Source organism: Methylobacterium sp. Leaf89 (assembly GCF_001422215.1).
Taxonomy (GTDB): domain Bacteria; phylum Pseudomonadota; class Alphaproteobacteria; order Rhizobiales; family Beijerinckiaceae; genus Methylobacterium.
In genome coordinates this window covers 362-13581 of sequence record NZ_LMML01000032.1, presented here as the reverse complement: position 1 = coordinate 13581, position 13220 = coordinate 362, and the positions used below count along the sequence as shown (strand labels likewise).

At 70.3% G+C, this 13220-nt stretch carries 13 protein-coding genes; 10 read left to right on the top strand and 3 right to left on the bottom strand.

Annotated elements, in window-relative coordinates:
- Nucleotides 1-72: 72 nt before the first annotated feature.
- On the top strand, nt 73-1428 hold the full coding sequence (gene mutY / locus ASF18_RS22330) for an A/G-specific adenine glycosylase (protein WP_056355506.1): 1356 nt from the start codon (nt 73-75) through the stop codon (nt 1426-1428).
- 10 nt (nt 1429-1438) lie between these two features.
- Here mutY and ASF18_RS22325 read toward each other — a convergent pair whose 3' ends face one another.
- Together ASF18_RS22325 and ASF18_RS24050 are read right to left on the bottom strand one after the other, a co-directional pair.
- Nucleotides 1439-2650, bottom strand: coding sequence for a site-specific DNA-methyltransferase (locus ASF18_RS22325; protein WP_277996199.1), 1212 nt, complete (start codon nt 2648-2650; stop codon nt 1439-1441).
- Nucleotides 2651-2920: 270 nt separating this feature from the next.
- Nucleotides 2921-3100 carry a hypothetical protein gene (locus ASF18_RS24050; RefSeq protein WP_156650100.1) on the bottom strand — a complete coding sequence of 60 codons (180 nt, stop codon included), beginning with the start codon at nt 3098-3100 and terminating at the stop codon, nt 2921-2923.
- A gap of 155 nt (nt 3101-3255) precedes the next feature.
- On the opposite strand from ASF18_RS24050, the gene ASF18_RS22320 reads away from it, so the two are divergent.
- The 7 genes from ASF18_RS22320 to ASF18_RS22290 all read left to right on the top strand — a co-directional run bounded on the left by ASF18_RS22320 (nt 3256) and on the right by ASF18_RS22290 (nt 11319).
- Nucleotides 3256-3612: a septal ring lytic transglycosylase RlpA family protein gene (locus ASF18_RS22320; protein WP_056274143.1), complete on the top strand. Its 357-nt coding sequence runs from the start codon at nt 3256-3258 to the stop codon at nt 3610-3612.
- A 77-nt stretch (nt 3613-3689) separates the two neighbouring features.
- Entirely contained in the window at nt 3690-4004 is a 315-nt protein-coding gene (locus ASF18_RS22315) for a polyhydroxyalkanoic acid system family protein (RefSeq protein WP_056215767.1), read from the top strand.
- 89 nt (nt 4005-4093) lie between these two features.
- Nucleotides 4094-4321, top strand: a complete 228-nt coding sequence (locus tag ASF18_RS22310) for a hypothetical protein (protein ID WP_056215764.1) — start codon at nt 4094-4096, stop codon at nt 4319-4321.
- A gap of 81 nt (nt 4322-4402) precedes the next feature.
- Nucleotides 4403-6226 (top strand): ATP-binding cassette domain-containing protein, encoded by a 1824-nt coding sequence (locus ASF18_RS22305; RefSeq protein WP_056355503.1) that lies wholly within the window; start codon nt 4403-4405, stop codon nt 6224-6226.
- A 99-nt stretch (nt 6227-6325) separates the two neighbouring features.
- Nucleotides 6326-8290: a BON domain-containing protein gene (locus ASF18_RS22300; RefSeq protein ID WP_156650098.1), complete on the top strand. Its 1965-nt coding sequence runs from the start codon at nt 6326-6328 to the stop codon at nt 8288-8290.
- A 22-nt stretch (nt 8291-8312) separates the two neighbouring features.
- Complete coding sequence (locus tag ASF18_RS22295; protein WP_056355497.1) at nt 8313-8594, top strand: hypothetical protein; 282 nt, start codon at nt 8313-8315, stop codon at nt 8592-8594.
- Between the two features lie 163 nt (nt 8595-8757).
- Nucleotides 8758-11319 (top strand): HWE histidine kinase domain-containing protein, encoded by a 2562-nt coding sequence (locus ASF18_RS22290; RefSeq protein ID WP_056355494.1) that lies wholly within the window; start codon nt 8758-8760, stop codon nt 11317-11319.
- On the opposite strand, the gene ASF18_RS22285 is transcribed toward ASF18_RS22290, so the two are convergent.
- A complete protein-coding gene (locus ASF18_RS22285; protein WP_056355491.1) occupies nt 11316-11933 on the bottom strand; it encodes a biliverdin-producing heme oxygenase in 618 nt (205 codons plus the stop codon). The two genes, ASF18_RS22290 and ASF18_RS22285, sit on opposite strands and share 4 nt — an antisense overlap.
- A gap of 140 nt (nt 11934-12073) precedes the next feature.
- Between ASF18_RS22285 and ASF18_RS22280 the strand changes: the two genes are divergently transcribed.
- Both ASF18_RS22280 and ASF18_RS22275 read left to right on the top strand, forming a co-directional pair.
- Nucleotides 12074-12517 (top strand): DMT family transporter, encoded by a 444-nt coding sequence (locus ASF18_RS22280; protein ID WP_056215746.1) that lies wholly within the window; start codon nt 12074-12076, stop codon nt 12515-12517.
- Nucleotides 12518-12614: 97 nt separating this feature from the next.
- The gene (locus ASF18_RS22275; RefSeq protein ID WP_056215742.1) at nt 12615-13076 is read left to right on the top strand and encodes a tellurite resistance TerB family protein; all 462 of its coding nucleotides are present in this window, start codon (nt 12615-12617) and stop codon (nt 13074-13076) included.
- The last annotated feature ends 144 nt before the right edge of the window (nt 13077-13220 follow it).

Genomic DNA, 13220 nt, shown 5'->3' with positions numbered 1-13220 from the left:
CCCCGCCCGACGACACGTTCAGGCAGGTCGGCCCTGGAGAAGTCGGCCTTGGACGCACCCGGCCGGCGGTCTATGGACGAGCTTCCCCATCACGCGCCGGTGCCCGTGCCCCACACCTCAGTTCCAGCCCCCGAGGCCGCGGATCTCCTGACCTGGTACGACCGGCACCGCCGCGTCCTGCCCTGGCGGGCGCTGCCGGGCGAGACGCCCGATCCGTACCGGGTCTGGCTCTCGGAGGTGATGCTGCAGCAGACCACGATCGCGGCCGTCAAACCCTATTTCGCGAAGTTCCTGGCGCGCTTCCCCACCGTCGACGACCTTGCGGCGGCGCCCGAGGAGGCGGTGATGTCGGCCTGGGCCGGGCTCGGCTACTACTCCCGGGCCCGCAACCTGCACGCCTGCGCCCGGGCGGTGGCGGCGGCCGGGCGTTTTCCCGACACGGCCGCGTCCCTGCGCAAGCTGCCGGGCATCGGCGCCTACACGGCGGGCGCCGTCGCGGCGATCGCGTTCGACCGTCAGGAAGCGGCGGTGGACGGCAATGTCGAGCGGGTGATGACCCGGCTCTTCGCCGTCGAGACCATCCTGCCGGCGGCCCGCCCCGAGATCCGGGCGCTGACCCAGGCCCTCGTGCCCGCGGACCGGCCCGGCGACTTCGCCCAGGCGGTGATGGATCTCGGCGCCACGCTGTGCACGCCCAAGCGCCCGGCCTGCGCCCTCTGCCCCTGGATGGCCCCCTGCCGCGCCCGGGCCCTCGGCCTTCAGGAGACCTTCCCCAGGAAGGTGAAGGCCGTGAAGGGCACCCTGCGCCGGGGTGCGGCCTTCGTGGCGATCCGCAGCGGCGACGAGGCGGTCCTGCTGCGCACCCGGCCGCCCGAGGGTTTGCTGGGCTCCATGGCCGAACCACCGATGAGCCCCTGGGAGCCCGACTACGATCCGGCCCAGGCCCTCCTGGACGCGCCGCTCGACGCGCGCTGGCGGCGGCTGCCGGGCCTCGTCCGACACGGCTTCACGCATTTCCCCCTGGAGCTGACGGTGTTCGTCGCCAAGGTGGCGCTCAGCACGACGCCGCCGCCGGGCCTGCGCTTCACGCCGCGCCGCGACCTCGACGGGGAACCGCTGCCAGGCGTGATGAAGAAGGTCCTGGCACACGCCTTCGATCCGAAGCCGGAGGCCGCGGCGCCGCTGGCGGAAAGGGCTGCCAAGCGCGGCAGGCCGAAGGCGATGCGGAGCCTCACGGATACGCCGCTCTTCGCCGAGCCCGAGCCGGAGGCACCCGCTGCGTCGCCGCGCTTCCGCCCGGTGCCCAAGCCCGCCCCGCGCCCGGCGCCAGCCCCAATTCCCGACGGGTCGATCGACGAGTTCGAAGGCCCGGCCGAGGCGGCACCCCCGGCCGCCCTCCGCAGACGGGGACGGCCGCGGTCGCGCTGACCGGCGCCCCTCAGGCGGCCGAGCCCATGGCGGAGCGCATCTGGGCGCGGAAGACGTCGATGAGCACCGGCTTGCCGTTCCGGGTCGCATGCCAGAAATCCCAGCCGTTGCAGGCCGGAAAGCCCTGCACAAGGGCGCCGATCTTGTGGATCGAGCCCGTGGCCGGCCCGGCCATCAGGGTGCCGTCGGGACGCACGATGGCGCTGTGCCGGCCGCGCGCGTCGGTCAGGGTCTCGCCGGCGCGGATATGCCCGGCCTCGATGACGCTGAGGAAGGCGACGCGGGGCTCGGCGCGCTTGCTCGGAGCCACCAGCAGGGCGGCCTGCGACAGGGGTTCGACGGCGTCGATGCGGGCGCGGGCCGCCTCGGCATAGACCGTCTCGCGCTCGATGCCGATGAAGTGCCGGCCGAGGCGCCTGGCGACCGCACCGGTGGTGCCGGTCCCGAAGAACGGGTCGAGCACCACGTCGCCGGGATTCGTCGCTGACAGGAGCGTGCGGGCGAGCAGTGCCTCCGGCTTCTGCGTCGGATGGACCTTCTGCCCGTCGGCGCCCTTCAGGCGCTCGTCGCCGGTGCAGAGCGGGATGAACCAGTCGGACCGCATCTGGACGTCGTCGTTGCCGCCCTTCAGCGCCTCGTAGTGGAAGGTGTAGCCCTTCGACTCCGCGGAGCGGGAGGCCCAGATCAGGGTCTCGTGCGCGTTGGTGAAGCGCTTGCCGCGGAAGTTCGGCATTGGGTTGGCCTTGCGCCAGACGATGTCGTTGAGGATCCAGAAGCCGAGATCCTGCAGCGTGGCGCCGACCCGGAAGATGTTGTGGTACGAGCCGATGACCCACAGGGTGGCGTTCGGCTTCATCACCCGGCGCGCGGCCGCCAGCCATTCGCGGGTGAAGGCATCGTAGGCGGCGAAGGTCGAGAACTTGTCCCAGTCGTCGTCGACCGCGTCGACCCGGCTCTGGTCGGGACGCAGGAGCGCGCCATCCCCGAGCTGAAGATTGTAGGGCGGATCGGCAAAGACACAGTCGACGCTGGACGCCGGAAGGGCGTTCATCGCAGCGATGCAGTCTCCGACGAGGATCTCGTCAAGGGGGAGACGGTCTTCGAGAGGAAAACGCTTGGCGGCGGGTACGAGACCCATCCGCGGCGCCGACACGGGCCGCCCGGTACGCGAGACACTTTTCCGGGCGACGGTGTCGGCAACCGCGGTACGCAGGGAAGCCATGGCAAACACCGGTTACGCGACTGACCGGCAGACCTTGGCCCCGTTAACGTAAAGGGCGGGTTGCCGGGACGAAGACAAGGCGTCTCGATTTGGGGCTGCAATTTTTGCCGGGTTGGTCGTTCGAATGGACACGAGGCTATTGCGACAGCATCGCCGCTCGAACGAGCAGGTCTCGAAAGATCTGAGAGAGACCGGCCGCAACCGTCCCAGCGGACCCTGTAGCGGCCCAGCCGGTGCCGCGATCGGCACCGGGTCCACCCGGCCTGGACCTCACAGCTCCGCGGAAAGAGAAAATTCGTCTCCGGCGCCCCTCACGACCCCGTCGCAGACCAGGGTTTCACTGAGCGCAACGCTGATTTCGTTTTTCCGCATCCCACCGTTGCGCAGCGACGCCGGCTGCAACGCGGTCTCGGCGACTTCACTGGTGTTCCAGCATTGCCGTTTCGTCATCGCAAAGCCCGCGGATATTCGACAATATGGCCACACACAACCAGTGATGAATAAACCGTTATAGCCTCAATTCCGGCCTCGGCCGCCACATTTGTCCGGTCTCATTTTGGCCCTGTTCCGCTTCATTTTGCCGGCCATCCGAAACAACAAAGGGAATGCGGATGACCATCAAGCCTGTTCGTGGGGCCGCTGCCATCATCGGGACCGTCGTGACACTTGCCGCCGTTCAGCCAGCCAGCGCCCAGAGCGGTGCCGCCTCCTGGTACGCGAGCGGCCATCGGACGGCGAATGGCGAGCGCTTCAATCCGAACGGGATGACCGCCGCCCATCGCACGTTGCCGTTCGGCACCCGGGTCCGGGTCGAGAACAAGCGCAATGGCCGTTCGGTGGTGGTGCGCATCAACGATCGTGGCCCGTTCATCCGAGGCCGGATCATCGATCTCGCCAAGGGCTCGGCCCGCGCCCTCGGCATGGGCGGCACGACCTACGTCGCCCTAAGCGTGGTGAACTGAGCTTATCGGGCCGGTCGGCGTTGTGAGAGGGACCGGCCGGCCCCATCTGGTCGGTGAAACCGAGAGCTCAGACCCTTATGGCAAAGCCGCTGATCGTCGAAATCCCCCATGAACTCGGCTTGGCCGAAGCCCGTCGGCGCATCGCGGACGGGATTACCCAGGCCGACGGGTTGTTCGCCAAGGCGGGTGTCGCCGTCGAGAAGATGGCGTGGACCGACGACCGCCTCGACTTCGCGATGGCTGCCCTCGGCCAGAAGGTCGACGGGCAGGTGGATGTTCGCCCCGAGACCGTGCGGGTCGAGGTCCGGCTGCCGCTGTTGCTGGCCCTGTTCGCGCAGCAGATCCAGAAGAAACTTGGCAACGAGGGCAACCTGCTCCTGACCAAGAAATGACGAGTGCCGCCGGCATCGCGCCCGGAACCTCCCTCGGCGACGGACTGTTCCACCGGTCCGCTCCCCGAGGCTCTTGAGAGGCGCAACCGATGTCGAACCCCGGCCCGATCCCCGAAGTCCCGGTGCCCGAGACGCCCTACGAGGCGCCTCAGACCCCGCCCCCCGGCCCGGACACCCCCGGGACCGACGTGCCGGGGACGACCCCCACCGAAGCGCCTGACGTGACGCCCACCGAAATCCCGGTCAACGATCCGGATATCGGCCCGGCCATCGCCCCCGATCCGATGCCGACGGGCCCCGCCAACCCGACGATGTGAGCGGGGCACGACCGCGGGTTTGCAAGGGCATTCCGATTCCGGGTTTGTTCGAAGGCGCGGTCGCTGCCATAAGCCGGCCCCATGGCCGCTCCCCCGCTCCTCACCCTCCAAGACGTCGCGCTCACCTTCGGCGGCACGCCGCTGATCGAGCGCGCCGAGCTCGCGATCTCCCCCGGCGAACGCACCTGCCTCGTGGGTCGCAACGGCTCGGGTAAGTCCACTTTGATGAAGATCGCCGCGGGGCTCGTGGAGCCCGACCGGGGCGTGCGCTTCGTCCAGCCCGGCACCACGATCCGCTATCTGGCGCAGGAACCCGACTTCTCCGGCTTCGAGACGACCCTCGATTTCGTCGAATCCGGCCTGACCCACGGGGATGACGCCTACCGGGCCCGCTACCTGCTCGAGAGCCTGGGCATGACCGGTGCCGAGAACCCGAAGAGCCTCTCGGGCGGGGAGGGGCGGCGGGTCGCCCTGGCCCAGGCCCTGGCGCCGGAACCCGACATCCTGCTCCTCGACGAGCCCACCAACCACCTCGACCTGCCGGCCATCGAGTGGCTCGAATCCGAGCTGAAGAGCGTGCGCGGCGCCCTCGTGCTGATCAGCCACGACCGGCGCTTCCTGTCCGCCCTGTCGAAGACCACGATCTGGCTCGACCGCGGCGTCACCCGCCGGATCGAGCAGGGCTTCTCCACCTTCGAGGCCTGGCGCGACGCCTTCTTCGAGGAGGAGGAGCGCGACCGGCACAAGCTCGAGCGCAAGATCGCCGACGAGGAGCACTGGCTGCGCTACGGCGTCACCGCCCGGAGGAAGCGCAACGTGCGCCGCCTCGGCAACCTTCATGCCCTGCGCAAGGAGCGGCGCGAGGATCGCCGGCCCGTCGGCACCGCGACCATGACCTCGACGGAGGCCGAGAGCTCCGGCGCCCTGGTGATCGAGGCCAAGCACGCGGCCAAGGCCTACGGCGCCCGCAAGATCGTCGACGATCTCTCGCTTCGGGTGATGCGCGGCGACCGCCTCGGCATCGTCGGGGCCAACGGCGCCGGCAAGACCACGCTGATCAACCTGCTCACGGGGCAGCTCCCGCCCGAGTCCGGCACGGTGGCGCTCGGCACCAACCTCAAGATGATGCTCCTCGACCAGGCCCGTGCGGTGCTGGAGCCGACCATGACGGTGACGGAGGTGCTCACCGGCGGCAGCGGCGATTCGGTGAACGTCGGCGGCGTCAGCCGCCACGTCATCGGCTACCTCAAGGATTTCCTGTTCGCGCCCGAGCAGGCCCGGACCCCGGTGAGCGTCCTCTCGGGCGGCGAGCGCAACCGCCTGCTCATCGCCCGCGCCCTCGCCCAGCCCGCCAACCTCCTCGTCCTCGACGAGCCCACCAACGATCTCGACCTCGAAACCCTCGACCTCCTGCAGGAAATGCTGGCGGATTATTCCGGCACCCTGATCCTGGTGAGCCACGACCGCGACTTCCTCGACCGGGTCGTCGGGAGCGTGCTGGTCAGCGAAGGGGAGGGCCGCTGGGTCGAATATGCCGGCGGCTACACCGACATGATCGCCCAGCGCGGGGAGGGCGTGCAGGCCCGGGCGGCCGCCGCGCGGACCGAGAAGGCGGAGGCCCGCGCCGACGCGAAGGATCGCGCCAAAGGCGGCGATGCGGGAGCCCCGGCCGGCAAGCCCAAACTCGGCTTCAAGGACCAGCACGAGTTGAAGACCCTGCCGGACCGGATGAAGAAGCTCGAATCCGATATCGCCAAGCTGCGCGAGGTCCTGGCCGATCCGGGACTCTACGCGCGGGACCCGGCCCGCTTCGCGAAGGCGTCGGATCTGCTCGGCGTCGCCGAGACCGAATTGGCCAAGGCCGAGGACCGCTGGCTCGAACTGGAGATGCTGCGCGACGCCTGAGCGACGCTCATGCGGCGCCCCGGCCTTCATGATGCCGTGAACGCCGTGTGAAGTGCCGCCCTGGCGTTCGCTCCCGCGCGCCTGCCACCGGGGTCCGACGTGTCCGCCGCTTACGCACTCCGTGACCGATCCCGCCGCCTCGGCTGGGCTGCCGGCCTGCCCGGCCTCGCCCTGATCCTCGGCTTGTCCGCCGCCTGGTTCACGCCGCGCCTCGAGTCGCAACTCGGCGAAAAGGCCGATGCGGTGGCTCGGGCGACGGCGACGCCCGGTGCCGAGCCGTGGCTGCGCGTGTCGGTCGAGGGGCGAGACCTCGTGGTCACCGGCGAGGCGCCGGATGCCGCGACCCGCGATGCGGCGTATCAGCGGCTCGCTGCCCTCGACGGTGTCCGGCGAATCGTCGGCCCCGTGGGCGTGGTCGAGCCGGCTTCGCCCTTCCTGTGGATCGCGACCAAGGGCAAGGACGGGGTCGACGTGACCGGCGTGCGGCCAGCCGAAATTGGCCCAAGCGCCCTGGCCGAGCAACTCTCCCCCGCCCTCGACCCCGGAACCGCACTGCACGACCGCGCCCGCGCCGCCCTCGGTGCGCCACCGGACTTCGCCGCGGCGGCCGCCTATGCGCTGGCGCGGCTGCGTGCCCTCGCGCCCGGCGGCCGGGTGATGCTGGAGGACATGCGCCTCTCGGTCGTGGGCGAGGCGGCCTCCATCGCCGACGACGAAGCCTTGCGGACGGCCCTGGCCGATCTGCCGACCGGCTATGGTCTCGGCCGGGTCGAGATTCGGCCGGCGGTCGTGCCGGATTTCCGCTTCGTCGCGTCTCGGGAGCCGGGGGGCACCCTGACGCTCTCGGGCCACGTGGTCTCGGACGCGGCGCGCGCCGAGATCCGGGCGCAGGCGGCACAGGCCTCGGAGACGGGGCGGATCGAGGACCGGATGCGCAGGGCGCGCGGCCTTCCGCCCGGGGTCGATGCAGCCGCGATGGCGCGTTTCGCCCTGAACCTCGCCGCATTGCTACAGGAGGGGAGCGTCACCGTCGCCGATGCGCGGATCGCACTCGAGGGCGTCGCCCTCGACGCCCAGGCGATCCCCGAGATCGAGGGATTGTTGCGCGAGGGGATGCCCGCCGGGCTGAGCCGGGGCGGCGCGACCCTGAGCACCCGACCGCTCTCGCCCTATCAAATCCTGCTCCGGCGCGACGCGGAAACCGTGACGCTGTCCGGCCACCTGCCGGATGCCGAGGCGCGCGAGGCCCTGCTCGGGACCTTTCGTCCACGGCTGTTCCGCGAGCGCCTGATCGACCGCACCCGCCTCGGCGAAGGGGCCCCGCCCGAGCTCGCCCGGGTGCTGCGCGCGACCGCCACGGCCCTCACCCTGTTGGCGCGGGGCGAGGTCCGGTTCGCCGATCGCGCGATCACCCTGACGGGCGAGAGCCTGTATGCGCAGGGTGGCCGGCGCGTTTCCGAAGACCTGTCGGCCGCGATGCCGGCGGGCTGGACCGCGGAGATCTCGGTGACGACCCCCGACGCGGCGTCGGCCTGGACACCGGAGCGCTGCGTCGCTGCGCTCGGGACCAAGCTCATGGGCCAAGTCCTCATATTCCCGCCCGGAAGCGCGATTCTGACGCCGGCCTTCTACCCCCTCCTCGATGGAATTGCGGCCCTGGGCAAGACCTGCCCGACCCTGCGCCTGGTGGTCACGGGCCATCTCGATCCGAGCGGCGCCACCGCGGCACCGAAGCCTGTCGTCGAGACCGCGGTGGACAGCACGGCGTCGCTCGACGCGGGCAAGGATGCCGGCAGAGCACCGAGCAAGGCACCGGCCGGATCCTCCGGCTCGCGTGCCTCGGATAAGGCGCCCGGCAAGTCCAATCCGAAGGACAAGGCCGTCAGGACCGAGGCGAAGCCGGCGGCTCAACCGGAGCCCGCTCCCGATCTCGCGCAGGGCCGTGCCCTCGCGATCGTGGAGTATCTGCTCCAGGCCGGCCTTCGTTTCGAACAGGTCGCTGCCGCCCCGGCCGGCTCGCCGCGTCCGGCTGGCCAGGGCGTCGGGATCGAGTCACGGTCATGACGATCCGACGGAGGCGAACGGCGTGACGCTCCTGGCAACCCTGCTCTGGCCCCTCGCGGCCGCCAGCGCCCTCCTCGGCGGCGCCATCGGCGCGCTGACGGGCCTGCCGCGGACACCGACTGCGCGCCGCAGCGCCGGCCTTCTCGTCGTGGCAGCGGGTCTGGCCGGGGGCCTCGCCGCCGGGGGCTTCCTTTCGGGACGGGCAGGCTTCTGGCTGGAGGCCGGGGCGCTCGGACTCGGGTCCTACCTGATCGGAGCGATCCTGGCGGCCGGGGTCACAGACCGGATGGGCACCCGATCGTGAGACGACGAATCCCGTCGGCGTCGCGCCGGCCTGTGGCATCCGCAACACAATCGACTCGAAACTGCGTCCGTTGCCCGACCATCGAGGAGACTTTCCGGACGGTCTGTCGTTGGTCTCGACGCGCTTCTCCGAACGGACATGGGACCGGCGAATCAGAGACCTGATGATCGAATCTTCAGCACGTCCCCGACCTGTGGACCTCACGTCCTGCGATCGGGAACCGATCCACATCCTCGGCGCGGTTCAGCCCTTCGGTTTCCTCATCGCGGTCTCCCCGGACTGGATCGTGGTCCGGGCCTCCGAGAATGCCGCCGGGTGGTTGGGGCAGGCGGAAGCCGATGTGCTCGGCCTTCCCCTGGCCGACCTGATCGACGCGGAGGCGATCCACCTGATCCGCGGTCACCTTCAGGCCCTGCGCGGGCCCGATGCCATCGACCGGATTTTCGGCACCGTCCTGCAGGCCGGAGGTGCCCCCTTCGACATCGCGCTGCACATCTCGGACGGCATCATCGTCATCGAGGCCGAGCCGAGCGTCAGCGAGCACCTCAACGCCGGCAATCTCGTGCGCAGCATGGTCGGACGCCTGCAGCAGACGGTGGGTTTCGACCCGTTCTGCCGGGAGGCCGTGCGCCAGATGCGGGCGCTCACCGGCTTCGATCGCGTCATGGTCTACCGCTTCGACCCGGACGGTTCGGGGGTGGTGATCGCCGAATCCGCACGCTCCAGCCTCGCCCCCTATCTCGGACTGCATTACCCGGCCTCGGACATCCCGAAACAGGCGCGCGCCCTCTACGAGCGCAACTGGCTGCGCATCATCGCGGATGTCGATGCCGAACCTGTCGCCGTGCTGCCGCAGCGCGATCCCCACGGCCGACCCCTCGACCTGTCGATGAGCACCCTGCGCACGGTGTCGCCGATCCACCTGGAATACCTGCGCAACATGGGGGTGGCGGCCTCCCTGTCGGTGTCGATCCTGCGGGGCGGCAAGCTCTGGGGCCTGTTCGCCTGCCATCACACCGAGGCCCGCCACATCTCGCTGGAGCGCCGAACCGGCGCCGAACTGTTCGGGCAGATGTTCTCGCTGATCCTGGAAAGCCGGGAGCGCGAGGCGGAGGCCGCCTACGAAGGCAGTTCCCGGGCGCTGCACGACCGACTGATGGGTGCGCTCGCCTCGGGCGGAACGAGCCTCGAGAACATCACCGATTTCCTCGACGACATCGCAGGAATCGTCACGTGCGACGGCATCGGTGTCTGGGTCAACGGCGAGATCACCCTGCGGGGGGCGACCCCGACCGCGGAGGAATTCACCGGTCTCGTGCGCTTCCTCAACCGGACGGCCGCGAGCCGGGCCTTCGCCACCCAGGAGATCGGCGCGGTCCATCCCCCGGCCGCCGACTACCCCGAGCGGGCCGCGGGACTCCTGGCGATCCCGATCTCGCGGGCGCCGCGGGATTTCCTGGTGTTCTTCCGTCGCGAGATCGCGCGCACCGTCACCTGGGCCGGCAATCCGGAGAAGCCGGCGAGCCTCGGACCGAACGGTCTGCGCCTCACGCCCCGCAAGAGCTTCGAGGCCTGGACCGAGGTGGTCCGGGGGCAGGCCGCCCCCTGGAGCGCGGTGGACCTGCGCATCGCCGAGGCCCTGCGCATCACGCTGCTCGAGGTCATCCTGCGCCTCACCGATTCCGCCGAGAAGGAGCGCAAGACCGCGCAGGAGCGCCAAGAGCTCCTGATCGCCGAGCTGAACCATCGGGTGCGCAACATCCTCAACCTGATCCGGGGCATCGTCGCCCAAAGTCGCTCGGGGTCCGACAGCGTCGAGGATTTCGCCGGCGTCGTCGGGGCGCGCATCCAGGCCCTGGCCCGGGCGCACGACCAGATCACCACCACGAACTGGGGACCGGGTTCCCTGCGCGACCTCATCACCCTGGAGGCGGAGGCCTATCTCGACCAGCAGGCGGGCCGGGTCCGTCTGGACGGCACCGATGTCCTCCTGGATCCCCAGGCGTTCTCGACGCTTGCCCTGGTCATCCACGAGTTGATGACGAACTCGGCGAAGTACGGCGCCCTGTCGGAGGGGGTCGGACAGGTGGACGTGGCCTGGGAGCGCGATGCCTCGCAGTGCCTGGTGATCCATTGGCGCGAGAGCGGCGGCCCGCCGGTGAAGCCGCCGAGCCGCCGCGGCTTCGGCACCACGCTGATCGAGCGCTCGATTCCCTACGAGCTGAAGGGCGAGGCGGAGATCACCTACGAACTCACCGGCCTGCGCGGCCGCTTCGCCGTGCCGGCGCGCTACGTGCGGGCCGCACCGACCGTCGCCGCCCCCCTGTCGCGGGAGCGCGACCGGACGCCCGAACCCGATGCCGCGGCGTTGTCCGGGACCGTCCTGGTGGTCGAGGACAACATGATCATCGCTCTGGAGGCCGAGGAGATCCTGTCCACCCTCGGGGCGAGCGCGGTCGACATGGCGGGATCCGTGCACGAAGCCCTGCGGCAGATCGAGGCGGCGCATCCGAGCTTTGCCCTCCTCGACGTGAATCTCGGCGCCGAGACGAGCCTGCCGGTCGCCCGACGCCTGATCGCGGCCGGCGTGCCCTTCGTCTTCGCGACGGGCTACGGCGAGAGCTTCCGAATCCCGTCCGAGCTCGGCGCCGTGCCGATGATCAAGAAGCCCTACACCGCGGATACCCTACGCCGGGCCCTGGCGAGCACGCCCCCCCGGGACTAGCCCGGCGCCTGCGCCGCCTCGAACAGCGCGAAGGCACGTTGCGCACCACGGATCGCGGCGGCGTGATCCGCGACCGGGCGCGTCCCGAGCCAAGTCGCGAAACTCGGCCAGAGGCGGAGTCCCGCGCCGTGCCGGAGGAAGCGGGCGTTCCCGTGGACCAGCGGGTCCGGGCTCGCCAGGACCTGACGGAGCAGAACCTGGCCGCCGAGGCGCGAACCTTCCAGAACGTAGAGGAGACCGGGCGCCTCGGCGCTCGACAAGGTGGGGGGCAGGGGGGCGGGCGCGACCTCCGGAGGGGAAATCGCCAGCCCGGACAGGTCGGCCTGCAGGACCGTGGACCGGCGGCGGACCGCCCAGTCCGGCGGCAGGTCGGCGGCATCGGCCCCGTCGAGCCAGGTCTCGATCTGCGCGAAGGGGTCACGCATCGCCGACAGGAAGCGCACATAATCGGCTCGCCGACTCAGGTCGTAGGCAACGAACCCCGCATCAAGGCGCCGATGGGCCGCATCGGTCTCGGCGCGCAGGGCGAAGCGAAGATCGCGCGGTGCATCCGCACCACCCCGCCGCAGCTCCGGATCTCCCGCGTCGACGGACCCCCTGGCCGTCCCATCCATACCGCGTTTCCCTGTTATTTGGCCCCGTCGCCGTTCTTAGCCGATCTCGGGCCCCCGCCAAGGACTTATCACAGGGTACCTGCACGACCCCGGCTCGCTCTCGCGGCCCGGTCCGCAACGCTGAAGGCCCAGGATCGACCATGTGGCTCCTCTACGGTTTCGTCCTCCTAGCCGGCATCGCGAACGCAGTGCAGTCGGGCGTGAACGCGACGCTCTCCAAGAACCTGGCGCAGCCCTTCGCCGCAGGCATCGTCGTCTCGCTGGCCGGGGGCGCGACCCTCCTCGCCCTCGGCCTGGTCCTCGGTCGTTTCGCCTTTCCGAGCCTCGGCGACATGCGGGCCGTGCCGCTCTGGGCCTGGTTCGGCGGCGTGGTCGGGGCGCTCCTCATCCTGTCCCAGCTGTTCGCCGCGCAGCAGATCGGGGCCGCGCCCTATCTGGGGCTTCTCATCACCGCCGGCGTCATCACCTCCATCCTGCTCGACCATTTCGGCTGGATCGGGTTCGAGCAGCATCCCCTCACCCTCTGGCGCGCCCTCGGGGGCGTGCTGATGATCGGCGGTATCGCCCTGGTGGCGCTGTTCTGAACCGACGGACGCTTGTCATCGGCGCGTGGAACCGCGATGCCTGCCGCGGCGTCGATGCCGCGCCCCGCAACGATCCCGTCCGTGTCCAGAGCCCCCAATGAACATCTTCCAGGACATCGTCAGCCGCTTCAGCCAGACCGTGACGGCCTATGCCGGCGATACGGTCCTCATGCAGGCGATGGTCTCCGCCGCCGCCAACGTGATGGTCGCGGACGGGGAGATCGCCAGCGCGGAATTCGATACGGCGCTGGCCGGCCTGCAGGCCAATCCCATCCTCGAGAAGGGCTACGACCGGCTGATGCTCGAGAGCGAACTCTACGACGGGATCGCCCGTGCCCGGACCCGGGCGGGCCGGGCCGAGAACCTGCGCCGCGTCGCCGCCATCGAGGGCCGGGGGCAGGAGGAGCGCGAAGCGACATTCCTGATCGCGGCGGACGTGGCCGACCTCGACGGCATCGCCGACGTGGAGGCGCAGGCCCTCGAGGAAATCGCCACCGCGCTGGGCCTGGACCGGGCCGCGTTGCTGGCCGCATCCCCTGTCCGACGCCCGGTTCCGTAGCGTGCCGGAGCGCCTTGTCCCGCAAAGCCCTTGATCAAAGGACGGCAAGCCTCTAAGCGGGCCCCCGTCTTTCGCCCGGCTCGACAACGCGTCGAGCGACAGCCCGGGCGACCGCTCGTGTGAGCTTGCCGCAGGAAAGAGACG